Genomic DNA, 25083 nt, shown 5'->3' on the forward strand with positions numbered 1-25083 from the left:
TCGTCATGGGCAACATCATCTTCACCGCTAATGACGCCGACGTCTGTGGCGTCGCCATGCCCACGCGCCGACTCGGGTGGTTCATGCCGTTCGTGACCGATGCGTCGACGTACGCCGAGAAGCACCAGACCCCGGGATCCCGCCGAAGCCCTGACTCGACCTAACCGTCGATCAGACGCCACTCAGGCCGCGGAACCCGAACCGGGATCCGCGGCCTTTCTGTCGTTGCCGACAGAGAACGCGTTGCCCCACCACCAGCAACCACCTCTCTCAATCCAGGAGAACCCATGACGACCGCCGTGCTCGAGCACGAGGTGCAGCACACGTCGATCCCGTGTCGTACCCAAGACCCCGAGCTCTGGTTCGCCGAGACACCGGCCGGTGTCGAGGACGCAAAAGCACTCTGCCTCGCGTGCCCGATCCGACGGGAGTGCCTGGCGGGCGCGCTCGACCGGGGCGAGCCTTGGGGCGTGTGGGGAGGCGAGCTCTTCCTCAAGGGCACCGTCATCCCGCGCAAGCGGCCGCGGGGACGCCCGCGCAAGGACGCCGTCGCCTGACGGCCACGCAAGACCCATGAAGGAGTACCCCGATGATCGATTGCCTCGTACGCGCTGCGTACGGCGCGCGCATCCGGATCGCCCGGATGCTCTAGCACCATCCGCACCATCCGCACCGGACGAACGGGCGGCTCCCCGCATCGCGCGGGGTGCCGCCCGTTCGGCTTTTGCGGTGGTCCCCACGCAGAGTGCAGGCCCCACCTGAAGGGAGCGGTGGGGCGCGCACTTTGCGGTGGTCCCCACGCAAAGTGCGGGAGCGCCGGCGGCAGGCGCGCGGCGGGCCGTACGGAGGTCAGTCGGCGAAGCCGGGGAGGTTCTCCTCGAGGATCCCGCGGAACGGCGCTGTCGCACCGAGCTGGCTGAGGATGGCGAGGCCGCCGCTCCAGACCCGGTGGATGAGCAGGTACGAAGGGGGCAGGTTGATCTTCATCGCCGTACCGATGCCCTCGCGGGCGGGTCGCGAGATCCGCTGAGCCTGCTCGCGCATCCACGCGCGGTTGAACGTGAACTCCTCCTGGCGCGCGGGCTCGACGAACGGGCCGAGATAGGCGCGGATGATCTCCTCGTCGATACGGACGCCTGGTTTGAGGAACCCCTCCTCGCGGAGCCCCGCGACGACCGTCGCGTAGTCGTCGTCGACTGCCGCGCGCAGCAGCCGCCCGATCACCGGAGGAAGCCCACCCGGGACGCGGGCGACCGCGCCGTAGTCCACGACCCCGAGGCGTCCGTCGGCGAGCACCCGGTAGTTGCCGGGGTGCGGATCGGCATGGAGCATCTCCACCCGCGTCGGCCCTGCGAACAGGAACCGCGCGAACAGCTCGCCGTAGTGGTCGCGCTCGCTGGGCGTGCCGTCAGCGATCACCTGCGCGAGCGAGCCCTTGGACTCCATCCACGTCGTGATGAGGATCGTCTCGGTATGGGCGACGACCTCGGGGACGACGATCTGCGGGTCACCGGCGAACGCCTCGGCGAACGCCCGCTGGGCCTGTGCCTCGAGGGCGTAGTCGAGCTCCTCGCGCACCCGCTCGGCAAGCTCCTCGGCCAGCGGCTTGACGTCGATCGACGGGAACGCCACCGCGAAAAGCCTGCTCAGGCGCCCGATCTGACGCAGATCGGAGCGCATCGCCGCTGCGGCGCCGGGATATTGCACCTTCACGGCGACCTCGCGCCCGTCGAACCAGCGACCCCGGTGCACCTGCCCGATCGATGCCGCGGCCGCGGGCCTGTCGTCGAGCTCGATCAGCTGCTCGCGCCACCTCGGCCCGAGCTCGCCGGCGAAGATGCGGTGCACCGTCGACGTCGGCATCGGCGGGGCATCGTCCTGGAGCCGGACGAACGCGTTGCGGTAGGGCTCGATGAGCTCGGGTGGCATCGCTGCCTCGTACACGCTCATCGCCTGGCCGAACTTCATCGCGCCGCCCTTGAGCTCGCCGAGGACGGCGAAGATCTGCTCGGCGGTGCGGATCTGCACCTCGGTGAGGACGGCGTTGGCGGGGACGCCCACGAGCCGTCGGCCCACGCCGAGCGTCGTACGCCCGGCGAACCCGATCGGCAGCGAGGCGAGCTTGGCGGCACGCGTGAAGGCGCCACGCGGGACCGCGGTGTCTCGGTCGTCGGGCTTGTTGGCGCCGCCGTCACTCATGCGGTCATTCTGACACCCCGGGCCACGCCGCCGCTGCCGTCAGCGCCGCTGGTCTCCGATGCGAGGATCTGGCACGCGCAGTCAGGGTGGAGCGCGACCGGGTAGTACGTGGGAGCGCCTCCGCGCGCGGAGACCACGGCAACGGCTCCCTCCGCGGCCGCCTGGACCCGGTCGGCGTACGCGAGGACCTGCGTCGCGACGTGCAGCGCCAGGGCGTACCCGCTGGCCGCGTCCCAGCCGTGCGGATGCAGCGGTGTGCTCCGGGCGAGCGGCTGACCGAGCTGCTCGAGGACGAGCGGCCAGCCCGGCTCACCGCCCGTACGGTCGAGGTCGTCGCACCGCACGCACGGGGACGACCCAGGGCGTACGAGGGGGCCGATGCGGGCGGTGTCGCACTCGGTGACGACAGGCAGGTGGGCGACTCCAGCCCCGGCGAGGACGTCGAAGGCCTCGCGGGGGCATGGCCCGCTCGAGAGCACGACGACGAGGTCGGGGTCGGCGACGGGGCCGATCGTGGCGCGCAGCCCGGACTCGTGGAGGATACGGTGCAGCCGTGCGGCGAGCGGCCGGCCCGGCACGTCGGTGACGATCTCGACGGACGACGCGCCTCGGGCGTGGAGGCGGCGTACGACGTCGTTCGCCGGCGCGTTCGCGGCCACGAGGGCCCGGGCCTCGGTGGTCAGCGCCTCGCCACCGATCTCGTCCCACTCCTGCGCGTCGACAACGGCACCGCAGGCGCGGAGGCGGCGGACGGCGTCAGCGATCTCGGGGAGCGGGCGGCCCGCGACGGCAGCCAGCGTAGGGAGGTCGCGGGTGCCGTCGGCCAGCCGGAGCACGGTCGCCGACCCGGGGAGGTCGTCGACGAGGATCGTGGAGCCGGGCAGCGTGCCGACCTGGAGGGTGTGGACGGTGCGGCGGACGACGGTCGTACCTGGCCGGAGCAACGGCTTCATCGGGGGGCTCCTCGGGCGTGGTGGGCGAGGGGGTCGGTCCACCCTGCCCGAGGAACGCGGTGCGGCGGGGACGTCGTCCACAGCTTCCGCACAGATCGGTCCCGGCCGGACTCGCCGCCTGCCTTCCCCTTGCCGACGCCGCGCCCGGCCAGGACCTTCTTCTGTCACGCTAGGTGGGAGACCCGGGGTCGGCAATCCCTAGGCACAGCATGCTGTCCACGCCTGTGGAAAACCCTGGGGAAAGTGTGTGGGAACCGCCGAGGAAGCCTGTGGAGATCGGGGGACGCACGGTGGACGAGCGGGGGAAGTCGGTGTCGTACGGGGCACGCACAGCCCTGTTGACCAGGGACGATCCGAACAGGGGCTGTGGACGACGAAAATCCCCTTCGGCGCGTCGCTTACCGTGGACCCATGAGTGCGCCCCTCGATCCCTCGGCCCGTGCGGTCGTCCGCCCCACGGGCCGCAGTGCGCCCGAGGTGGAGATCCGCAGGAGCAGGCGCCGGCGCAAGTCGGTCCAGGCCTACCGCGACGGCGCTCGCATCGTCGTCCTGATGCCCGCGGGGCTGAGCCGTGCCGAGGAGCAGCGCTGGGTCGACACGATGGTCGCCAAGGTCGAGGGCCGCGAGCGGCGCGTGCGTCCGGACGACGAAGGGCTGCATGCCCGTGCACGCGAGCTGAGCCGCCGGTTCCTCGACGGCGCCGCGGAGCCGACAAGCGTGCGCTGGGTCGACAACCAACGCCGCCGGTGGGGCTCGTGCACGCCTGAGGACGGGACGATCCGGCTCTCGAGCCGCCTTCAGGAGCTGCCCGACTGGGTCGTCGACTACGTGATCGTCCACGAGCTGGTGCACCTGCTTGTCCCGCACCACGGGGCGGAGTTCTGGGAGCACGTCGAGCGCTATCCCCGAACGGAGCGCGCGCGGGGCTTCTTGGAGGGAGTCGTCGCGGGCGCCGGCTGGAAGGACCTGCCCGAAGACTGAGCAGATGCCGTCACGTTCTGCCGACGCGGGGGAGCGCTTCTGCGAGTAACGATGGTGCGGTCACGAGGCTTCATTCCCCCGGAGGAGCGCCGATGAACGCGCAGCACACGCCCGAAGACTCCACCTCGCCCACTCCGTCCGTCGCGTCGCCGTCGCACGCGCTCCGCCGCCGCACGGTCCTCACGGGCTCGGCCGCCGCGGCTGCGCTCGCCGCCGCCGGATACGCCGCACCACCGGCGGCCGCGCACAGCAAGGGCCATGGGGGTGGGGGTGCCGGCGGCGACACCGCCACGTTCACCGTGCTCGGGACGACCGACTTGCACGGCAACGTCTTCAACTGGGACTACTTCAAGAACGCCGAATACACCGACTCCGCCCTGAACGACATCGGCCTCGCCAAGATCTCGACGCTGGTCGACGCGATGCGCAGCAGCCACGCCCACCCGTGCCCGCTGCTCATCGACGCTGGCGACACGCTGCAGGGCACCTCTCTGGCGTACTACTACGCCAAGATCGAGCCGATCGGCCGCCGTGTCGTCCACCCGATGGCGCGCGCGATGAATGCGATCGGCTACGACGCGGCCGCGCTCGGCAACCACGAGTTCAACTACGGCATCCCGCTGCTGCGCACGTTCGAGCGGCAGTGCGACTTCCCGCTCCTCGGCGCCAACGCCCACGACGCCGCGACGGGCCTGCCGGTCTTCTCGCCGTTCGTCATCAAGCGCGTACGCGTCGGCCGCCACACCGTACGCGTCGGCGTCCTCGGCCTCACCAACCCCGGCATCGCGATCTGGGACAAGGCCAACGTCGAGGGCAAGATGGTCTTCCCGGGCCTCGTGGAGGTCGCGAAGCACTGGGTGCCCAAGATGCGCAAGGCCGGTGCGGACGTCGTCATCGTCTCCGCGCACTCCGGCGCCGACACCTCTTCCTCGTACGGGGACGCGCTGCCGTACCCCGAGAACGCCTCGACCCTCGTCGCCGAAGAGGTCCCCGGCATCGACGCGATCCTCGTCGGCCACGCGCACGTCGAGATCGGCCAGCGCGTCGTCACGAACAAGACGACCGGCAAGAACGTCATCCTCACCGAGCCGCTGCGCTGGGGCATGCGGCTGTCGGCGATCGACGTGACGGTCAAGCGCCGGCGCCGCGGGTCGGGCTACGACGTCGTCGCGGTCACGTCGCAGGTCCTCAACGCCAATACGGTCGACGAGGACCCGCAGATCGTGAAGCTGCTGCAGGCCGACCACGACAAGGTCGTCACCTACGTCAACTCCGTGATCGGCACGTCGCTGGTCGCGATGTCGGCGGCGACCGCGCCGTGGGAGGACGTCGCGGCGCTCGACTTCATCAACTACGTGCAGGCCGACGCGGTCAAGAAGGCGATCGCCGGCACGCCGGAGGCCGACCTGCCGATGCTGAGCATCGCGGCGCCGTTCAACCGGGCGGCGGCGATCCCCGCGGGCGAGGTCTCCGTACGCGATGTGGCCGGCCTCTACATCTACGACAACACGCTGCTCGGCATCGTGTTCACCGGCGCGGAGGTCAAGGCGTACCTCGAGTTCTCGGCGCGCTACTTCAAGCCGGTCACGGGTGCCGGGCCGTTCCCGTCGAGCCAGGTGACCAACGCGGTGACCGACACGGCGCCGAACGGCACACCGGACTACAACTACGACGTGATGGGTGGCCTCGACGCCCCGCTGACGTACGACATCGACCTGTCGCAGCCCGTCGGCTCGCGCATCGTCGGTCTCGCGTACGACGGCGCGCCGGTGGCGACGGACCAGCGGTTCGTCATCGCGATCAACAACTACCGGCAGTCCGGCGGCGGCAACTTCCCGGGCGTGACGACGGCGCCGGTCGTCTACAACGCGCAGGTCGAGATCCGGCAGCTGCTCATCGACTGGGTGAGCGAGGTCGGAACGATCGACCCGGCGCTGTTCGCGTCCGTCGACTGGCGGCTCGTCCACGCCGGCGCGCCGATCACCGTGACGGGCTGACACGGAGCAGCGGACGGACTGCGGTGGGGTACCCGAGCGGAGCGGCACTGACCCGAGCGAGGACGCTCGGGTCAGTGCGCGTTCGCTGGGGTACCCGCGTCTGCGCCGGGCGTGCGGCTGCGGGCGTCAGGCGCCGACGCCGAGGCGGGTACGGGCGGCGGTCACCAGCGCCCGTACGGAGTCGTCGGTCTCGGGCAGTGCGTCCACGGGGAACCACGCGAGATCGAGGGACTCCTCGCTGATCGCGGGTACGGCGTCGGCCGGCGCGAGCGCGAGCAGCTGCACGTCGAGATGCTCGGCGTCTTGGCGCCCACCGCAGGTGAGCCCGTGCCGATCGAGGCGCAGCGGCACCGGATCGACCACCAGCCCCGCGATGCCGGACTCCTCGGTCGCCTCGCGCAGCGCCGCTCCGCGCAGCGTCGTGTCCGTGTCCTCGCAATGACCCCCGGTCTGCAGCCAACGTCGCAGCTTGCGATGCAGCGTCAGCAGCACCTGGGACCCGTCGGCGGAGACCACGAGCGCGCTCGCCGTGAGGTGGTGCGGAAGGCACGAGCGCTGCATCGCGTCCGGCCGGGCCGCGAGGTGGGAAACGTACGCCTCGCGCAGCGCCGCCTGCTCAGCGTCAGGAGCGGTCCACCCGCAGAGGAGCCCGTACGCGTCCGCGTGCAGGCTCAACGGTCGGATTCTGGACGGGGGTCGTCGCCCTCGTCCGCACCGGCGTCGTCCTCGCCCTTCGCGTCCCCATCCGCAGCCCCCTCGAGCAGGTCGGCGAGCGCGGCGTCGAACGCGGCGTCCGTGCCCTCGGCCTCGGCGTCGGGCTCGTCGTAAGCGAAGCCGAGCGGGTCGTCGAGGTCCGCGGCCGTCGGCATCAGGTCGGGGTGCGACCAGACCGCGTCGCGTGCCGAAGCGCCCTTGCGGTCGCGCAGCGCGGCCCACAGGGCAGAGGCGTCGCGCAGTCGGCGCGGCCGCAGCTCGAGCCCGACCAGCGACGCGAACGTCTGCTCGGCCGGACCGCCTGCGGCACGACGGCGACGCATCGCCTCGCGCAGCGCGGGCGCACTCGGCATCCGCCCCTCGGTCGCCTGCGTGACGACCTCGTCGACCCAGCCCTCGACGAACGCGAGCAGCGCCTCGAGCCGGGTGAGCACGGCCTGCTGCTGCGGGGTGCGCTCGGGCTCGAACAGCCCACCCTCGAGCGCCTCCTGGGCAGCCGCGAGGTTGGTCGGGTCGAGCCCGGCCATCTTCTGCTCGATCGCGCTCACGTCGATCGTCGTCCCGCGGCCGTACTCCTCGATCGTCGACAGCAGGCGCCCGCGCAGCCACGGCGCGTGCGCGAACAGCCGCTGGTGCGCGCACTCGCGCAGCGCCGCATAGAGGAAGAGGTCGGTGTCGGTCTGGTCGAGACCCTCCCCGAAGGCCCGGATGTTGGCCGGGAGCAGCGCCGAGACACCGGCGGGAGCGAGCGGGATGCCGACGTCGGTGCTCGACAGCACCTCGGTCGCCAGCGCGCCGACAGCCTGCCCGACCTGCGTGCCGAACATCGCGCCGCCGGCCTGGTTGAGGATGCCGACCAGCGGGCCGGCCATCGCCTTGGCCTCCTCGGGAAGCGCGCCCGCCATCGCGGCGACGACGTGCTCGGCGATCGGCTCGACCATCGCGCGCCAGGTCGGCATCGTCGACTCGACCCACTGCGACCGGCTCCACGCGGCCGTACGGGTCGCCGCGGCGGGGATGTCCGTCGCCGTGTCGAGCCAGACCTCGGCGAGCCGCATCGCGTCGTCGACCGCGGACGTCTCCGTGCTCAGTGGCGACGGATCGGGGGAGGCGACGACCGTACGGCGCGCGACGTCGGTCGCGAGCTCCCAGTTGACCGCGCCCTCGTGCGGCGCGAACATCCGCTGCATCTGCTGCATCAGGAGGTTCATGTCGGGCATCTGCCCGCCGCTGCCGAACATGTCGCCGAACGCACCGAACATGCCCTCCATCGGCGTCCCGGCGAACGGGTTGCCGCCGCCGGTCGCGCCGCCGCCACCCTGTGCGGGGCCGGGCACCTTGCCGAACCCGATGCCGTGGTCGGGCGCGTTGGGGTCGCCGCGCCCCTCGCCCTCAGGGTCGTCGGGGAGATCGTCGGGCAGGCGGTCCGGATCGTCAGGCATGTCTCCAACGTACCCGCGACGCCCGATGGGCCCTAGGCTTGTTCGCCATGAGCGATGTAGTCCGGCTGGTCGACGTACGAGACGAGCCCCTGGACATCACCGAGGTATACGAGGCGGTCGCCGACGACGCAGCCGGGGCGGTCGTGCTGTTCGTCGGGGCCGTGCGCGACCACGACGGCGGCAAGGAGGTCGACGGCATCGGCTACTCCGCGCACTCGCGCGTGCTCCCGGTCCTCACCGAGATCACGGCGCAGGTCGTCGAGGGCACGCCCGTACGAGGGATCGCCGTCGTGCACCGGCTCGGCGACCTCGACATCGGCGAGCTCGCGGTGGTCGCCGCGGTGTCCGCGCCGCACCGACCGGAGGCGTTCGAGGTGTGCCGCACGCTGATCGAGCGGCTCAAGGCCGAGGTGCCGATCTGGAAGCACCAGGTGTTCGACGACGGTACGGACGAGTGGGTCGGCACGCCGTAGGGCCGCCAGCAGCGGTGTTCCCGCCGCGCGCCTGCCTAGACTGTGGGCGTGAAGATCCTGTGGTGGCTGGCCGTGCCGCTGGCCGTGACGGCGCTGGCGATGCTGTGGGCCGCCTGGTACGGCCGCTCGCGAGCACGCTCGACAGAGCGCCGTGCCACCCGCCGTACCGACGATCCCGCGTACGCCCGCTTCAGCGAGGCCGTCCAGCGCCCGCTCCCCGCCGACGTGGTCCATGCACGCCAGGCACCGCAACGCCACAACGGCGTCGTGGTCCGCCGTTCGAGCTCCGCCCGCAGGTCCCGATGAGCCGGCGCACCTCCACCCTGGCCGCGGCCGGGTTCCTCGTGGTGACCCTGATCGCGATCGCCTTCCTCCTCCCCGTCCCGTACGTGACGATGCGGCCCGGCCCGACGGTCGACGCCCTCGGGAAGTACGACGACAAGCCCGTCCTGCAGGTCGAGGGCGCTAAGACGTATCCGACCGACGGCGAGATCCGCCTCACCACCGTCTCCGTGACGCGCGCGGACTCGCGGGTGAGCCTCCCGCACGCCATCACCGCTTACCTCGACCCCGCCGAGGCCGTCGTGCCGCGCGACATGGTCTATCCCGAGGGGCAGACCGCCGAGCAGGTCCGCGAGGAGAACGCCGCGCAGATGGCGTCCTCGCAGCTGACGTCGGAGGCGGCGGCGTTGACGGCGGCCGGGTACGAGGTGAAGGACGCCGTCACGATCACCGCGGTCACCGAGGACGGCCCGTCCGAGGGACGTCTCGAGCCCGGCGACATCCTCCTGTCGGTCAACGGCACCGCCGTGACGAGCACCGACCAGGCGGTCACGCTGGTGTCGGGCGCGGAGCCGGGCTCGGTGGTGACGCTCAGGATCCGCCGCGACGGCAAGAAGCAGACCGTCGACGTGACCTCGCAGGCCTCGCCGGACGACCCGGCAAAGGCGCGCATCGGCGTCAGCCTCGGCACGGACCTCGAGCTGCCGTTCACGATCAAGAACAACCTGGGCGAGTCCATCGGCGGACCGAGTGCCGGTCTCGTGTTCGCGGTCGCCCTGTACGACATGCTGACCCCTGGCGCGCTGCTCGACGGCGCGACGGTGGCCGGCACCGGTTCGATCAGCGCCGCAGGCGAGGTCGGGCCGATCGGGGGAGTGCAGCAGAAGCTCGCGGGAGCGTCGGAGGCGGGAGCTAGCGTGTTCCTCGTCCCCGCCGGCAACTGCGCCGAGGCTGCTGCGGCCGACGACTTCGGCATGCGTCTTGTCGAGGTCGCCACGTTCGACGACGCGGTTGACGCGCTCGAGAAGCTCTCCGACGACCCGAAGGCCAAGGTGCCCACATGCAGCTGACCCCCTCCAACCCGCTCCGTGAGACGGCGCTCGAGATCGCCGAGGTCGCGAGCACCTCGGGCTGGGACGTGCCGCCGCGGCTTTACGCCCTGGTCCGTACGGCTTCGCTGATCTCCGACGAGCCGGCGCTGGCGCGCGAGCTGGGGGTCGGCGCGGACGACGTCGACGACTCCTACACGGCCGTCGAGCAGGACGATCTGCCGGCCGAGCGGACATTCGAGGACTTCGTCGCCGAGATCGTCTGGCCGCCGCAGGTCGACGGCACCGCGGTCGTCCTCGAGCGGCTCATGCTGCCGCCGGACGCCGAGGGGTCGCTGCCTGACGACGAGGCCGAGGTCGTCGGCTTCGTGGCGGACCATCCCGACCGCCAAGAGGTACGCCTGACGGTGGCCGTGACGCGTGACGGACAGTCCCACTGCATCGTCGACGTACGGGGGAGCGACGAGCTCGCCGAAGGGCCCGATCTGGTCCCCGGACTGGTCTCTATGCTGCGACAGACCCTCGTTGAGTGACCTGTCACACTGGAGTCCGAGCATCCCGCTCCCTGTGAGCGTCACGCCCCTGTGAGCACTGCGAACTGAAGGAAACCCGTGAGCGAAGGATCCGCCGCCCGACCTCGACCCGACGTGGGCCGCCAAGGACGACGTGTCCTGATCCCCACCATCATCACGCTGGTGGCGCTGCTCTTCCTGGGTGCGATCTTCACCGGTGTCTGGACGGACCGGCTGTGGTTCCGCTCGGTCGACTACAGCAGCGTCTTCTCGACGATGCTCAGCACGCGGGTGCTGATGTTCCTCGGCTTCGGCCTGCTGTTCGCCGGCGTCGTGCTCCTCAACGTCTGGATCGCCTATCGCAGCCGTCCGGCGGCGACGGGGCCGCTGCGCCCCAACGACCCGGTCCTGCGCTACCGCGAGGCGATCCACCCGCTGCGCACGATCGGCATGGTCGCGTTCGGCGTCCTGCTGCTGATCTTCGCCGGCTCCTCGGCCGCAGGGCAGTGGCGGACGTTCCTCATGTGGCGCAACGCGACCGACTTCGGCAAGAACGACCCGACGTTCGGGCTCGACATCTCGTTCTTCGTCTTCGACTACCCGTGGCTGAAGTTCCTCACCGCGTACGGGTTTGCGCTCCTCATCGTCTCGGGCCTGGCAGTCGCGTTCGTCTACTACGTGTACGGCGGCATCGCGATCTCCGGCAAGAACCGCAAGATCTCGCGCGCGACGCAGACGCACCTGTCGATCATCATCGGCCTGATCATGCTGCTCAAGGCGTTCGCCTACTGGCTCGACCGGTTCGGCTTCAGCGTCGACAGCAACAACCTCCTCACCGGCATCACCTACACCGACGCCAACGCGCGCATCCCCAGCAAGAACATCTTGATGGCGGTGTCGCTGCTGTGCGCACTGCTGTTCTTCGCCAACGCGATCTGGCAGAACTGGCTCCTCCCCGGCATCAGCCTCGCGCTCCTCGTCCTCACCTCGGTGCTGATCGGCGGCATCTGGCCCGCGATCATGCAGTCGTTCCAGGTGAAGCCGTCCGAGCCCGACAAGGAGGCTCCCTACATCGCCAAGAACATCGAGGCGACACGCGAAGCGTACGGGATCGCTGACGTCCAGAAACAGGACTACAACGCCCAGACCTCGCTCACCCCGCAGCAGCTCACCGAGTCGGCCGAGTCGCGCGTGAGCACCCGTCTGCTCGACCCGACGCTCGTGTCGCCGGCGTTCGAGCAGCTCCAGCAGGTCCGCGGCTACTACAGCGTGCCCCAGACGCTCGACGTCGACCGCTACGCGATCGACGGCTCCGGCAACCCCGAGGACCTCGTGATCGCGGCCCGCGAGCTCAACCTCGACGGTCTCCCCGCGAACCAGCGCAACTGGGCCAACGACCACACGGTCTACACCCACGGCTACGGCGTGATCGCGGCCCGCGGCAACCAGCGCGGCCCGCAGGGTCAGCCGGTGTGGGTCGAGCGCGACATCCCGCCCGTCGGCGAGCTCAACGTCGACAAGCAGCCGCGCATCTACTTCGGCGAGAACTCCCCGTCCTACTCGATCGTGGGCCGGCCCGACGGTGCCGACCCGATCGAGGTCGACACGCCGCGGGGCAACGGCGGCGAGAGCGAGACCGACAACGCCACCCAGAACACGTACGACGGCAAGGGTGGCGTCTCGATCGGGAGCGCCTTCAACAAGCTCCTCTATGCGGTGAAGTTCAGCGAGCCCAACATCGTCCTGTCGAACCGCGTCAACGAGAACTCCAAGATCCTGTACGACCGGCACCCCCGCGACCGTGTCGCCAAGGTCGCTCCGTGGCTGACCATCGACGGTGACCCCTATCCGGCGGTCGTCGACGGCAAGGTCGTCTGGATCATCGACGGCTACACGACGAGCGCCAACTACCCCTACTCCGAGAAGGTCTCGCTCGACGAGGCCACCTCCGACACGCTGACCGGTACGGGCGCGCAGGCCGTGCTCCCGTCGGACCGCGTCAACTACATGCGCAACGCGGTCAAGGCCGTCGTCGACGCGTACGACGGCTCGGTCGACCTGTACGAGTGGGACACCGAGGACCCCGTCCTCAAGACCTGGATGAAGGTCTTCCCCGGCACGGTCAAGCCGAAGTCGGAGATCTCGGACGACCTGCGTGAGCACCTGCGCTACCCGGTCGACATGTTCAAGGTGCAGCGCAACATCCTCGGCTCCTACCACGTGACCAACCCGCAGACCTTCTACGAGGGTGGCGAGCGCTGGAAGATCCCGGAGGACCCGACGGCCAAGGGCTCGCTGCAGCCGCCTTACTACCTGTCGATCCAGCGACCGGGCGAGGACGAGTCGCGGTTCTCGCTGACCAGCGTCTATCTCCCCAACAACCGCCAGAACCTCGCGTCGTTCGTCTCGGTGAACTCCGAGGCCGGTGATCCAGACGGCTACGGCAAGATCCAAGTCCTCCAGCTCGGGTCTGCGACGCAGGTCGACGGGCCCAACCAGATTGCCAACAACTTCGAGGCAGACAGTCGCGTCTCGTCGGCGTTGCTGCCGTTCAAGCAGGCCGGCACCAAGGTCCAGTTCGGCAACCTGCTGACCCTGCCGGTCGGTGAGGGCCTGCTGTACGTGCAACCGGTCTACATCCGACGCAACGCGACCGAGGGTTCATACCCCGTCCTGCAGTTCGTCATCGCGTCGTTCGGCGAGAGCATCGGCTTCGGCCAGAACCTCGACGAGGCGTTGCGCGTCGCCCTCGGCATCGAAGGCGCGCCGACTCCGACGCCGGAGGAGGGGGCGACCGACGAGGGCGGAGGCGACGGTGAGACGCCGGCGACACCGACCCCGCAGACGGTCGAGCAGCTCCTCGAGCAGGCCGACGCCGCGTACGACGCCGCCCAGAAGGCGCTCGAGGCGGGCAACCTCGGCGAGTACCAGCGCCAGGTCGAGCAGATGGCGACCATCTTGGAGCGGGTCCGCACGCAGGTCGGCCAGACGGCGCCTCCACAGGCCGAGTGACCGGCGACGTTCCGCTGGTCGAGTAGCCGCGAGGAACGCGCGACGTATCGGGGTCGCGCCCAACTCATGAAGCAGGGTATGCATGGCTGACACGCCATGTGCTCATGGCCAGAGTGGGAGCGTGACCGAGGAGGCGCTCGACCCCGCCATCGCTCGCGCGCTCGCAGCCGTGCTGCGATCGCTGCGGGCGGAGTCGGGGTTGTCTCAGGAGGACGTCGCGCACGCTGCGGGCATCACCCGCAACCACTACCAGCTGCTCGAGTCCGGCTTGTCGGACCGCGCAAAGGGATCGCCGGCCAATCCTCGGCTGTCGACGCTGCTCGACCTCAGTCGCGTCTTCGGCACGCCGTTGACCCAGCTGGTCGAGGCGGTCGTCACCGATCAGTCGCTCACCCATCGGCAAGGCACGTGACCGTGCACTGTCCGAGGGCCTGACCGTGCCCACCAAGAGACGCCCCGTCGCGTGGGCTGACGACATGGAGAGAGAGGCTCACAGACGTGCCGAATCGAGGAGATCCCCAGCTGCGCGAGGAGCGTGCACGAGAGTTCGGTGAGCGAGTCCGCGCCCTGCGCAAGTCGGCCGGCATGACTCAGGAGCAGCTCGCGGACGTGACCGGCCTCAGCCGCAACCAGGTCCAGAACATCGAGCTGTCACGCAACAACGCACGCGACGAGTCGGGCAAGCTGTCGCCCGGTGTCGGCAATCCGAGGTTCGACACGATCTGGGCGCTGGCTGAGGCGCTCGGGGTCCAGGCGGAGGACCTCGTCCGACGCGACGAGAAGGCGACCTAGCCACCAGGCGCTCAGCATTGAGCCCCGTACGAGACGCCTCGTACGGGGCTCAATGCTCAGCGCGCGTCGCCGCGAAGGCGCAACGAGCCGAGGAGCACGACGACCGAGGCGACGGCCATCGCGACCGCAGCCGGCACTGCGTGGAGCAGCCCCGCGGCGGCGACGGGGATCGCGACCGCGTTGTACGCAAGGGCGAGGGAGGTGCCGGTCTTGGCGTTCACGTCGATCGCACGCGCGAGCCGGAGGGAGGCGACCGCTCCCGCGACGTCGCCGTCCGCGACGCTGACGGCCGCACCGCCGTCCGGTGCCGCGATGCTCAGCTCGGCCGAGTCGAGGCTTGCGGCATCCTCGGGTGACGTCGCGAGGAGAGCGACGCGGCGCCCGTCGGCCCGGAGGTCGTCGACGAGCTGTCGCCCCCCTGTCGCGCCGGTCTCCGCGACGATGTGGGTGATGCCGATCTCCTCGGCGAGGTGGTCGGCGGCGGCCTGGTCACGGGTGGTGACGAGGATCGGCTCGAGCCCAAGCGTACGGAGCGCGTCGACGGCCTTCTTGGCGGTCGGTCGCGGGGTGTCGATGACGGTGATCGTGCCGAGCGGGCGACCGTCGACCTCGACGGCGACGGTGACGCCGACGTGGTCGGGGGCTTCGATGCCGATCCAGGTCGGGCTCCCGACACGAACCGGGTGGCGGTCAACTGAGCCACTGACGCCGAGGTCGGGATGCTGCTGGACACCGGTCACCCGGCCGCGTACGGAGAGCCGGGAGATCGCGCGGCCGACCGGGTCCTCGCAGGAGTGCTCGAGGGCGCCGGCGAACCACCGGAGGTTGCGGTCGTGGTCGGGTGACAGCGGATCGACCGACGCGACGTGCATGCCGTCGGCGACGGTTTCCAGCCCTCGCAGGATGAGTGTGTCGACGTCGCGAGCGGCGTCGAGCGCGGACGGGTCGCGATAGGTGACGCCGAGGTCTGCGCCGCGACGCGTGCCGGCGACGACGGCCGCGGGGGCGGCGAGCCCGAGTGCGCCGGGGCAGGCGACGACGAGCACGGCAACGGCTGCGGAGACTGTCGACCACGACGCCCCGTTGAAGCCGAGCCACACCGCGAGAGTCACGCCCGCGACGGCGAGGACACCTGGCACGATCCACGCAGGTACACGACGGACGGCGGCGAGCGGACCGGCCGCAGCGATGACCCGCTGACGGACGGTGAGAGCGATCGACAGGACCGCGGGCACGATCAGGCTGGTGGACGGGTGGCCGACGGCCACGGCGTACAGGGCCCAGAGGTAGGCAGCGAGAACCCCGATCGACGCGAGCACGTCGAGCGAGAGGTCGCGCTGGCGGAGCGCGCGGAAGGCGTCGCGGTGGGTGGGCCAGGTGAGCGCGACGATGAGCGTTGAGAGCGCCAGGCATACCCATGACCACGACTCGAACCGCATCGTCGGGATCGCCGACAGAGTGGCGACGGGAACCGTCAGGATCGTTGCGACGGCCAGGCTCGCACGTGCACCAGCGGCTGTGGGCATGCGCTCATCATGCCGAGCGGTGTGTGGATCCCTGTCGCTCAGGGGCTTCGTGGAGATGCTGGTCATCGCGCATCCTCAGTGAGGAAGCGTTCGAAGTCGCTCTGGTCACCCGCCACCCACAGAGGCACGCTCGCCTTGAGCAGCATCGTGAGCTGGACAACGAACTCCGAGTCGTGGAGCTTTTCGCCGAACAGCTCGTTGATGCGTTTCCACCGATAACGCACGGTCTGAGGGTGGACGCCCAGGCGAGCCGCGATCGCGGGCGCGCTGTCACGGGACTCGAGCCAGGCGAGCAGCGTCTCGGAGAGGATCTCACGCGAGTTCTGGGTTTCGGCGAGCAGCGGTCGCAAGAGCTCTTGAGTGAGGCGGCGGCGTAGTGCGGGCTCGGCGTGAAGCCAGATCTGCGTCCGATGCTTCTCGCACTCGAGGACTGCCTGGTTGGGGATGACGTCCTGGTCCGCGAGCTCGAGCGTACGAATGGTCCACCGGCGAGCGTCAGGGACCTCGTCGATCGAGACCGGCCAACTCATGGCGATGCGGACACCTGGTGCGTTGCCACGTAGATACTCGATGATCCCGGGCGTCGCATCGCTCGCGCACACGAAGAGAGCAGGGGTCACATCGATCCGCCCGAGAATAGAGGTCTCGACCTCGGCGAGGTCGGGGACGGTCACCTCTCCACGAGCATCGGCGCTGAAGACCACGAAACGCGCAGGGAGGGGCCAGGCAGCGTTCGTGGACAGGGTCTCGATCTCGTCGGCAGGCGCGCGCTTGAGGATGCTCGCGAGCAGTCGCGCACGGACGACGTTGACGTCGCGTTCGCGGGCCTGTAGCGCAGCTTCGTAGCCGATGCCGACCTGCTCCGTGAGGTGATCGATGTAGGTGAAGAGGATGTCGCCGAGCCGGCCGAGTAGGTCTGCGGAGAGCCCCTGTCCGGAAGCGAGGGCACGGAGCTCGTCCCATGCTTCGCGGGTGCCGAGTTTGAGAGCCGAACGGAGTGACGAGAGGTCGTGGCCGGCAGCTGCTTCGCCGTAGCCCATCTGGCGGAAGAGGTCGTCGACTCTGTTCGAGCCGGCTGACTTGCCGGTCGCGAGGTCGACGAACTGCTTGATCGCGCCGTTGACGGCCATCGAGATGAGTTTGTGGCGACGTCCGATGGCCGGACCGGCGTAGGCAGGGACGTGTTCCTGGATCCGGTCAGTGATCCGCGCGACGAGCGCGGGCAGGTGTGGCTTGAAGGTGTTGACGAGCGTCGCGGGCACGTCCGGGGGACCGAGCTCGCCGTGCATCTCGATCATGGGCTGCTGGTCGCTGTCTGCGTCTGAGGATTCACTGCGGTTTCCCCGCCCCTCCTGCGGTGTGCCGTGCATCACATGTCCTATCAGACGAACGGCCCCTTGGGTACCCGCAGGGCACCGAAGGAGGGAGGGTTTCCGGTGCCCCGCGGGGACTGCTCCTACTCAACAGGTCCCGCGCGAGGCTGGAAAGCCAATCGGACTGTTCGGGGGTGAACCTGGATGGAATTCCCGGTTTCCGAATTCACGGCCTGTGGGATACGAGTGAGGGGCGGCAGGGAGCATCGATGCTCCCTGCCGCCCCTCAGCGTGATGTGGTGCGATGAGACGTGGTCAGCGCTTCCTGACCTTGACCTTGATGGTCTTGGTGGCCTTGTTGACGGTGCTGCTCCCGAGGTAGCGGATGCTCAGCTTCGCCTTGCCGGCCTTCGGGAGCGCCTTGAGCTTGATCGTCGCCTTGCCGCCACGGAGGGTGGCCGTCCCGAGTTTGCGCTTGCCGAGGTAGACCGCGACCTTGCCGGTCGGTGTGACGCCAGTTGCCCTGACGGTCACGCGTACCTTGGCCTTGGTCTTCTTCGCGACGATCTTCTTGGTCGCCACCGATGCGCCCACCTTCGCGCTCGCCTTCGCGACGACCAGGCGGGCCGAGGTGCTGGAGGGCTTCGTGCTGGCATTACCGGCGTACCGCACTGACAGGGTGTGCGTTCCGGGCTTCAGTGCAGTCCGCGACAGCACGACAACGGCGCGACCCTTGACGGCGTTGGCCGACCCAAGCCGTGTGGCGCCCTTGTAGACGTCGACTCGGCCCGCGGCGTTCGTCGGTGCCACAGCGACGGTCACCCGCGGTGCGGCCCCGTAGCGAACGGCAGGGGCGGTCGCGCGCAGTGTGGAGTTGACCTGAGCCGACGCGACGGCCGCCGTCGAGGCCGACGTGGCGGTTGCCGACTCGGAGCCCTTGGTGGCGGTCTGGGAGACCGAGATGGACTTGCCGATGTGAGCATCGGTCAGCTTGAGGGTGCTGCTCGTCGCTCCGGTGATTGGCTGGCCGTTCGCCTGCCACTGCGTCGTCACGTTCTCGGGTTCCATAGAGAACTCGGCGTCGGCCGCGGTGAGTGTCTGGCCTGACCTCGCAGTGCCTGCGATCGTCGGCTTGCTGATGGCGCCGAATGTCGCGACTAGTGCGAGGTTGTGTCTGGTCCCCGCGACGATCGTGGAGACAGGTGCTCCGTCGAGCGAGGCAGGCAGAGTGTTGAGGAGCGAAAGGTCGGGGTTTACCGGGTTGCCCCCCCACGAGAACGCCTTGCCGGAGGCCGTACGGGCGACGATGGTCGTCTCGACGTCGACATCTGTCACGACCTCGGATGCGAGGCCAGCTGGCTGGACATCGGCCGCGCGCTCGCCGAGCACAGTGACCTTGCCGTCGGAGGTGATGAGGGCTGCGGTCCCCTGCCCGGCTCCGATGCCCGTAACCTCGCCCTGCACTTCGTCGGGGATGGTGGGCGGTGTCAACCCCCAGGCGACGACGGTGCCGTCGGCCTTGAGTGCCAGGGCAAACAGGTTCCCGGCGGCGATGTTCACGACGTTGCTCAACCCGGCAGGGGGTGCGAGGAGGGCGGCCGTGGGGCCACCCCAGACGCGAACCGTGCCGTCGGTCTTGAGTGCGAATGCGGAGAGACCGACGTCGACTGCGGAGACCCGGCCGAGGTCGCCGGGAATCACTTCGATCCCGGTGGCGTCGCCCCACGCGACAGCGGTCCCGTCGGACTTGATTGCCACCACATTCTGCTGGCCCGCGGAGACGGCCTTGAGGTTGGCGAGTCCAGCGGGCACCCCGTGGACCATGGCCTTGTCCGGGTCGCCCCACGCCACCACCGACCCGTCGGCGGTGAGGGCCACACTGTAGGAGGCAGCCGCATCGATCGCTGTCACACGCTTCCCGTCCAACGAAGGCGGCAGGGAGTTCTCCAGGCTTTCAGCGCCCCAGACGACCGCCTTGCCTGCGTTGGCCGGGTTGACGGGCACACCCGGCGCGGCGGTCGCCGGCGCACCGAGGCCGACTAGGGCGACAGCGCTGGCGACGGCAACTGTCGCCCCCTGCCGAACGAGAGTTCTCATCGTGGTTTCTCCTTTGTGCAGCTGGCGTCGCGGGGTGACGTGCGCCAGAGATCCGGGGGGCGCCTGCCAGGCGCTTATGGGTGTGTGAGCGTGATCTAGCCACAGCGGTACGACGGGAGGCAATGAAATCGGCAAGGCTGCGCACCCTGGAGGCAAGAATTTGTGATGTAGATGACAAGAATCAGCGCCTTCTCGCCGTTCACGGGAGCTCCTCCTCCCAGCGCCTGACAGCCGAGTGGAGCGCGATCCTGAGCTCCTGGCGGCATGTCGAGGACGCGAGCTTGTCACCGAGCAGTTCGCGAAGGGCGCTCATGTGTGCGCTTGCTGTCTGCGGCGGGATGCCGAGCGTTGCGCCTACGCGGGTAAGGGGCTTCCCGCTTTCGAGCCATTCAAGGAGGAAAATGCCGAGCTGGAGGCGCCGGGCGGGCCGGAGTGCTTGAAGCGCGCCGAGGTGCCGCTCGATCAGCAGGTCCGGGAGTGCTGCGTTCCCTGCGAGCAGAAGCGTGTCGGCATCGAGTTCGCCGAACGGGACCACTGCGCGGCGATCGGTGGCGACCCCCCTGCGAAGCGTGGCAGCGCCGCGACGGGCTAGATCGACTGAGTCGCCCGACTCGGCGAGGGACGTGACCGGGCCGAGCACGACCTGCCCACCAGGGAGCGGGCGCAGCGACGTGATCGTCCACCCTGCGGGAACGAGGCACTCGTGTGGGTCGAGCCCGGCGACGGTCTGGGCGTGGGTGAGAAGCCTGCGAGGCAGCTCTTCACCCGTCGCCACGACGGCGAGATGCGGGCGACTGGCGTCCAGGCCGCAGATATCAAGCAGAGCGTTCGTGCGGGTACCCGGACGGAAGAGCGCGGCACGGAGACGCTCTCTTCTGTCCTGCGGACGGAGAGTCAGGATGTGGGAGGTGTGCGTGAAGCCCTCGCAGGCCCGGTCGAAGAAGACGCGAACGAACGCGCACACTCGCTCCGTGTCGGACAGAGCATGATGACGCTTGGGCGCGAGGCGGCGGGCGGTCGCCAATGTCTCGAGCGCCGCGCGCTGCGCCGAAGCGAACAGCTCGCGAAGCCCTTCGAGGTCGCCTCCGATCATCGCGTGGCGATGGCCGAGCTCGTGGAGTGCCTCGGCCGCAGCGTGCGGCACCACGAAGACACCCGAGGTCGTGTCACGGTACGCGGCGATACTCGCGCCGATCGCTCGGCGGCGGATCGAATCGAGTGGTCCTCCGTCGAGGACTGCGCGCTCGACGGCAGCGCCGACAGTGGCGCGCCCCCGGTAGTGGTGCCACCCGTCGAAAGCGGCTGACGGCGTCTTCTCGGGACGGCATGTGGCCGTCCTTTGGGCGGTGGCAAGCGACATGGCCCTCTCCCTCCACCGACTGTTCAGGGCAAGCGAACAGCCGAGTCGTGGTAGGGGGCGACACTCTGAAGTAGCCATATCCGCGGCCGCGTCGCAACTGATTCCGGCCAGTCTTGGGTGCGGAGCGTCCATTTTTGTGACGCGGGTGACAAGTGAAGATCACGAATTGATCACGGCGCCTCGGGGGTGGCGGGTGAGTCTGAGCGCCACCACAATGCACCACGTCTCGAGGATTTGTGTCATCCCCGGATCGGGATCTTGTCACTCGCGTTACAAGATTTGGGGTTTTCTCAGGCAGGGACACGAATTCGGCTGGACGACCTCACCGGTGTCATTTTGACTGAGCGCGTGATCGAGACCACACCGCTCGGGGGTCCCTGGTCTCCCTTCACAGTCCGTGAGTGCCAGCGCCCGGAAGGGGGCCACATGCGAGCGGCGAGCGTTGCGCCAGACCGTCAGGTACGGCGTCACCCGTGTGAGCGAGGTGTGATCGGTTCGATGACCAACGACCCGTCGGGCTTCTACGACCACGCAATGGATGCCTTGGACCGCGTGCGTGAGCACTATCCGCAGCTCTCTGACCAGATGCGGACGATCCGCTCGTCCGTTCCGGCACTCGTCAGCCGGATAAGCGCGCAGATCCTCGACGGGGTCGGGACCTACGCCGCCACTGGTGAGCGACGTCGCGAGGTCGTCGAGACTGCGGTCCTGGAGGGTGTGGGACTCTTCGTCGACCTCCTCGAGGGCCTCCCTGTGGCCTGCGACCGAGTGGACGAGGTCTTCAGGCGCATGGGCGGCAGTGCAGAGTCCCGCGGCCCCGCCGGGATCGACCTCATTCGCGCCGCGTCGCAGGTTGCGACGACCAGCGCGTGGCACGAGCTGCGGCAGGCCGCTGATGAGCTCGGGCTTCCACCCGAAGCGATCGGGTCGCTGGGCGATGTGCTTTTCGCGTTCCTGCAGCATCTCGTCGACCAGGTCGATGTCGGCTTCAACGCCTCGCGCAACACCCGAGATCCGGAGGTGATTCGTCGACGACTAGCGGAGGCTGTCCTCAGAGGTGCGCCGGCGGATGACGTACGGGCGATAGCGGTAGCGGCCGCCTGGCCGCTGCCGGCCAAGTGCGTGGTCGTCTCGGCGGACCTCGTACGCCCACGTCTCCCGATCGCACCGGCGGATGATCGGCGAGTCCTCTGCCGGGTGACGGAGCGCTACGTCAGCATGATCGTGGACGCATCGCAGAGCGAGGCCGCGGTTGAGGCTCTCGGTGCGCTTCCGATCACCGGGCCGATCGCGATGAGCTGGCCGGTGCCGACCGACGAAGCCCACCACGCTGCGAGGTGGACTCGCCGCGCGATTAGGCTCTCGCGGCAGGGGTTGATCGCCTCAGCTGAGGTGATTGACTGCGCGAACTACCGCAGCGCTCTCTGGCTCCACGCGGATCCGGCACTTGGGCGGGGGATCTGTGACGAGGTGCTTGCCCCTCTCATGAGGGAGAAGCCCTACGTCCGCGCCGGTCTCGCGGAGACGCTTCTCCTTTGGCTCCGATCACGCGCGAGTGCTCCGGCGCTCGCGAATGTGCTCAAAGTCCACGATCAGACGGTTCGGAGGCGGATGAGGCGTCTGAAGGTGGACTTCGCTTCGGCCCTGGCCGATCCCGACCAGCGAATGACGTTGCTGATGGTCCTCGAAGCGGTCACGCCGGTGTGGCTGACCGAAGCGGGGCGCGCGAGTCACCTGGGCCACCCCCAGGTCGCTGATGCACTCGCTGCAGCGGATGCAGACGCCGACGCTCTCTACTCTTCTGCTCACGAGAGGGTCTGAGCCGTTGACGACAGCGCCGGGTCGTACGCGAGTAGCCGGCGCCGTGGTCGTCGCGGCTTTGTCGGCCTTGGCGGTCGTTGCACTCAGCAGCAGCGGCGGTGCGGAAGAGGATCGCGACCAGTCGAGATCGAGGTTCGTCGTCTCGGGCGACGGCTCGCTGCCGACCGAGCGCCCCAAGTTGCGCGAACCGCGCGAGCCGCTGTCGCCTGAGGAGAGCGGGTACGCGATCCGCGTCGCTCAGGGCGACGACAGTGTGCCTGCCTCTGCGACGGACGTGCGGGGGGAGAGCATGCCGGAGTTCCTGTATGCCGATGTTCCCACCGATGTGGACTCCTCGGGACGCAAGGCGCTGGTGGTCCTCTACGACTACACGGCCGACACGACGTACCACCAGACCGTCGACCTCCGGGCCGGGAAGGTTGTCGAGAGTCTGAGCGCCGCGTCGCTCCAGCCACCGCTGTCTGCCGGTGAGACGGAGACGGCGATGCGGCACGCCCTCGAGGCAGAGGGCGAGACACTGCGGTTCACGCGTGAGTTCGAGCGCTCCGAGGGGGTGCCGCTTCTCTCCGAAGAGCAGGTGTCGTATGTCGCCGGGGTGTGGACGTACGACGGGACGACAGATGGCGGTCGGGAGTGCGGTGCCGAGCGGTGCGCACAACTCGGCATCCGTGCGCCGTCGGGTACCTATCTCGACACCACGGACTTCGTCGTCAACCTGTCCGATCGCTCGATAGTCCGGCTCCATTGAGAGGCACCGTGATGCGTAGCCCTTCCCCTGCCCGTGTCGCCGTTGGCGTCGCAACGGCGGTCGCCGGAGGACTGCTGGCCGGCGGCGCGGCCCCGGCCGCGCACTCTGAGGCACCCGGTCTGGGTTGTGGTGACGCGCTCGTCGAGAAGACGCTCGAGAACGGTGCCGCGTGGCGGATGTGTGCACGCATCCACCCGATCAAGGGCCTCGTGCTCGAGAAGGTCGAGTTCAGACCGGCGACCGGTGACTACGAGTACGAGGGCTACAAGCGTGTCATCGATCAGCTCTACCTCGCGCAGCTCAACGTCCCCTATGACACGGGCGCGATCCAGTACAACGACATCACCGAGTACGGGTTCGGCGACGAGCACCTCGTCGAGCAGAGTCCCGAGCTGTGCCCTGGAGAGGCTCGCGACGTCACCCAGTCGTTCATGTTGTTCGGCGAGCTCATCGAGCGAACCATGCCGGGGATCTGCGTCGACGAGGTGGGGACGGGGCTCGCCACCCACTCGCAGGAGAGGCTGTCCGGCGGCGGGCCACGGTTCGTCGAGCACGGCACGGGGCTCGAGGTTTCTTCGGTCTCGAAGATCTCCTGGTATGAGTACCAGCAGAAGGTGACGTTCGACGACCATGGGCAGATCGACGTGGGTCTCGGGGCAACCGGCGACGTCGCGCCAGGAGCGATGTTCTTCCCGACAGCTCCCGAGGAGGGGTGGCCACTCGGTTCGGCGACGGAAGGGGAGCAGCGGTATGGCGCCTCGCACTGGCACAACGCGATCTATCGCGTCGACTTCGGGGTCGACTCCGGCGAGCACCAACGTGTCGAGCGGTGGGACTATGCGCGGCCGCCAGAAGGTCCGTCCTCGTGGACGGTGCACGGGAGGGGGACTGTTGAGGATGCGGCGTTCTCGTCGATCCCCGGCGACGATCACAACGAGCTCACGTGGTGGCGGGTCGTCAATCCGGACTCGCTGAACAAAGACGGCCACGCGAGGTCATACGAACTCGTCAACCGGAACCCAGTCGACCACTTCGCGTCGGTCACGCAGCCGCTCGTGACATTCACCAACAAGCGTGACTGCGAAGAATACGCGTCCGACAACCTCAACCCCGGCTGTCCGAACGACAGCATCCTCGACTACGTCGCCAACGACGACGCGCCGCTCACGGATCCTGTCGCGTGGGTCAACGTCGGCTTCCACCATGTGGATCGCGACGAGGACCAGTCGCCGATGCAGGTCCACTGGCAGCGGTTCCAACTCGTGCCTCGGGACTTCTTCGCGCAGACGCCATCGATCACGCCTGAGCGCAGCTGCGTGAACGGGTTCGACGAAGGTGTAGACACGTCAGCGCGACCGTGTGTCGCAACGAACCAGGTTCGTCCGTCAATCGAGACCGATCGCGCGACCGTCGATACCGGGACGATCATGACCGCCGATCCAGGAACGTGGAACACGGCGCGAACCAGGTGGGACTACTCCTATATGTGGTTCCGGAATGGCGCGCCGATCACGACGGTCGGCGAGGACGGAGTCGCGAGGCCGGCGCTGGGTCCGACCTACGTCGTGACGCCGGCGGATGCCGGGGCGAGGGTCACTGTCAAGGTGACGGCCTCGCAGGTCGGGTTTCCGTCGGGGACTGCCGAATCGGTGGCGGTGCAAGTCGTCGGGCGGCCACGATCAACGCCCACAGTGGGACTGGCGGCGCCTGCGGGTGCGTACGGACGTGCAGGAACGGTCACCGTCACCGTCTCCAACAGCGCCACAGGCACCGTCACCCTCACCTTGAACGGCCGCTCACTCGGCGCCAAGA

The 25083-nt window shown here is 69.1% G+C and carries 22 protein-coding genes; 14 read left to right on the forward strand and 8 right to left on the reverse strand.

Annotation, left to right across the window (positions count from 1 at the left end):
* Nucleotides 1-5: 5 nt before the first annotated feature.
* Nucleotides 6-164, forward strand: a complete 159-nt coding sequence (locus HCT63_RS06255; RefSeq protein WP_167002081.1) for a hypothetical protein — start codon at nucleotides 6-8, stop codon at nucleotides 162-164.
* A 123-nt stretch (nucleotides 165-287) separates the two neighbouring features.
* Nucleotides 288-557, forward strand: coding sequence for a WhiB family transcriptional regulator (locus HCT63_RS06260; protein ID WP_167002083.1), 270 nt, complete (start codon nucleotides 288-290; stop codon nucleotides 555-557).
* A gap of 292 nt (nucleotides 558-849) precedes the next feature.
* Here the strand turns inward: HCT63_RS06260 and HCT63_RS06265 are convergent, their stop codons facing one another.
* Both HCT63_RS06265 and HCT63_RS06270 read right to left on the reverse strand, forming a co-directional pair.
* Nucleotides 850-2199, reverse strand: coding sequence for an AarF/ABC1/UbiB kinase family protein (locus HCT63_RS06265; protein ID WP_167002085.1), 1350 nt, complete (start codon nucleotides 2197-2199; stop codon nucleotides 850-852).
* Nucleotides 2196-3152 carry a hypothetical protein gene (locus tag HCT63_RS06270; RefSeq protein WP_167002087.1) on the reverse strand — a complete coding sequence of 319 codons (957 nt, stop codon included), beginning with the start codon at nucleotides 3150-3152 and terminating at the stop codon, nucleotides 2196-2198. The genes HCT63_RS06265 and HCT63_RS06270 overlap by 4 nt, the downstream gene beginning before the upstream one ends.
* A 411-nt stretch (nucleotides 3153-3563) precedes the next feature.
* Between HCT63_RS06270 and HCT63_RS06275 the strand changes: the two genes are divergently transcribed.
* Both HCT63_RS06275 and HCT63_RS06280 read left to right on the forward strand, forming a co-directional pair.
* Nucleotides 3564-4133, forward strand: a complete 570-nt coding sequence (locus tag HCT63_RS06275; RefSeq protein ID WP_167002089.1) for a M48 family metallopeptidase — start codon at nucleotides 3564-3566, stop codon at nucleotides 4131-4133.
* Between the two features lie 92 nt (nucleotides 4134-4225).
* Nucleotides 4226-6130, forward strand: a complete 1905-nt coding sequence (locus HCT63_RS06280) for a 5'-nucleotidase C-terminal domain-containing protein (protein ID WP_167002091.1) — start codon at nucleotides 4226-4228, stop codon at nucleotides 6128-6130.
* A gap of 126 nt (nucleotides 6131-6256) precedes the next feature.
* Here HCT63_RS06280 and HCT63_RS06285 read toward each other — a convergent pair whose 3' ends face one another.
* Together HCT63_RS06285 and HCT63_RS06290 are read right to left on the reverse strand one after the other, a co-directional pair.
* Nucleotides 6257-6805, reverse strand: coding sequence for an NUDIX hydrolase (locus tag HCT63_RS06285; RefSeq protein ID WP_167002092.1), 549 nt, complete (start codon nucleotides 6803-6805; stop codon nucleotides 6257-6259).
* Nucleotides 6802-8286 (reverse strand): zinc-dependent metalloprotease, encoded by a 1485-nt coding sequence (locus tag HCT63_RS06290; protein WP_167002094.1) that lies wholly within the window; start codon nucleotides 8284-8286, stop codon nucleotides 6802-6804. Before HCT63_RS06290 ends, HCT63_RS06285 begins: the two co-directional genes overlap by 4 nt.
* A gap of 47 nt (nucleotides 8287-8333) precedes the next feature.
* On the opposite strand from HCT63_RS06290, the gene HCT63_RS06295 reads away from it, so the two are divergent.
* The 7 genes from HCT63_RS06295 (at nucleotide 8334) to HCT63_RS06325 (ending at nucleotide 14406) form a co-directional block, all read left to right on the forward strand.
* Nucleotides 8334-8759 carry a molybdenum cofactor biosynthesis protein MoaE gene (locus HCT63_RS06295; protein ID WP_167002096.1) on the forward strand — a complete coding sequence of 142 codons (426 nt, stop codon included), beginning with the start codon at nucleotides 8334-8336 and terminating at the stop codon, nucleotides 8757-8759.
* 48 nt (nucleotides 8760-8807) lie between these two features.
* On the forward strand, nucleotides 8808-9065 hold the full coding sequence (locus tag HCT63_RS06300; RefSeq protein ID WP_167000415.1) for a hypothetical protein: 258 nt from the start codon (nucleotides 8808-8810) through the stop codon (nucleotides 9063-9065).
* Nucleotides 9062-10111 carry a PDZ domain-containing protein gene (locus HCT63_RS06305; RefSeq protein WP_167002098.1) on the forward strand — a complete coding sequence of 350 codons (1050 nt, stop codon included), beginning with the start codon at nucleotides 9062-9064 and terminating at the stop codon, nucleotides 10109-10111. Before HCT63_RS06300 ends, HCT63_RS06305 begins: the two co-directional genes overlap by 4 nt.
* Nucleotides 10102-10623 (forward strand): PPA1309 family protein, encoded by a 522-nt coding sequence (locus HCT63_RS06310; protein ID WP_167002099.1) that lies wholly within the window; start codon nucleotides 10102-10104, stop codon nucleotides 10621-10623. The genes HCT63_RS06305 and HCT63_RS06310 overlap by 10 nt, the downstream gene beginning before the upstream one ends.
* Nucleotides 10624-10701: 78 nt before the next feature.
* Entirely contained in the window at nucleotides 10702-13614 is a 2913-nt protein-coding gene (locus HCT63_RS06315) for a UPF0182 family protein (RefSeq protein ID WP_167002101.1), read from the forward strand.
* Nucleotides 13615-13735: 121 nt separating this feature from the next.
* The gene (locus tag HCT63_RS06320) at nucleotides 13736-14026 is read left to right on the forward strand and encodes a helix-turn-helix transcriptional regulator (protein WP_167002103.1); all 291 of its coding nucleotides are present in this window, start codon (nucleotides 13736-13738) and stop codon (nucleotides 14024-14026) included.
* 86 nt (nucleotides 14027-14112) lie between these two features.
* On the forward strand, nucleotides 14113-14406 hold the full coding sequence (locus tag HCT63_RS06325; protein ID WP_167002105.1) for a helix-turn-helix transcriptional regulator: 294 nt from the start codon (nucleotides 14113-14115) through the stop codon (nucleotides 14404-14406).
* A 56-nt stretch (nucleotides 14407-14462) separates the two neighbouring features.
* Here HCT63_RS06325 and HCT63_RS06330 read toward each other — a convergent pair whose 3' ends face one another.
* From HCT63_RS06330 to HCT63_RS06345, 4 genes are all read right to left on the reverse strand, one after another.
* On the reverse strand, nucleotides 14463-15932 hold the full coding sequence (locus tag HCT63_RS06330) for an HAD family hydrolase (RefSeq protein WP_167002107.1): 1470 nt from the start codon (nucleotides 15930-15932) through the stop codon (nucleotides 14463-14465).
* 62 nt (nucleotides 15933-15994) lie between these two features.
* Nucleotides 15995-17230 carry a helix-turn-helix domain-containing protein gene (locus HCT63_RS06335; RefSeq protein ID WP_167002109.1) on the reverse strand — a complete coding sequence of 412 codons (1236 nt, stop codon included), beginning with the start codon at nucleotides 17228-17230 and terminating at the stop codon, nucleotides 15995-15997.
* Between the two features lie 330 nt (nucleotides 17231-17560).
* Nucleotides 17561-19342, reverse strand: a complete 1782-nt coding sequence (locus HCT63_RS06340; protein WP_167002111.1) for an Ig-like domain repeat protein — start codon at nucleotides 19340-19342, stop codon at nucleotides 17561-17563.
* Between the two features lie 199 nt (nucleotides 19343-19541).
* Nucleotides 19542-20780, reverse strand: coding sequence for a hypothetical protein (locus tag HCT63_RS06345; RefSeq protein ID WP_167002114.1), 1239 nt, complete (start codon nucleotides 20778-20780; stop codon nucleotides 19542-19544).
* A gap of 420 nt (nucleotides 20781-21200) precedes the next feature.
* On the opposite strand from HCT63_RS06345, the gene HCT63_RS06350 reads away from it, so the two are divergent.
* From HCT63_RS06350 to HCT63_RS06360, 3 genes are all read left to right on the forward strand, one after another.
* A complete protein-coding gene (locus HCT63_RS06350) occupies nucleotides 21201-22523 on the forward strand; it encodes a helix-turn-helix domain-containing protein (RefSeq protein WP_167002115.1) in 1323 nt (440 codons plus the stop codon).
* A 4-nt stretch (nucleotides 22524-22527) separates the two neighbouring features.
* Nucleotides 22528-23271 (forward strand): hypothetical protein, encoded by a 744-nt coding sequence (locus HCT63_RS06355; protein WP_167002117.1) that lies wholly within the window; start codon nucleotides 22528-22530, stop codon nucleotides 23269-23271.
* Nucleotides 23272-23282: 11 nt separating this feature from the next.
* On the forward strand, nucleotides 23283-25083 hold a 1801-nt coding region (locus tag HCT63_RS06360), incomplete at its 3' end, for a hypothetical protein (protein ID WP_167002119.1).

The sequence above is a fragment of the Mumia sp. ZJ430 genome (genome assembly GCF_011751845.1).
Taxonomy (GTDB): Bacteria; Actinomycetota; Actinomycetes; order Propionibacteriales; family Nocardioidaceae; genus Mumia.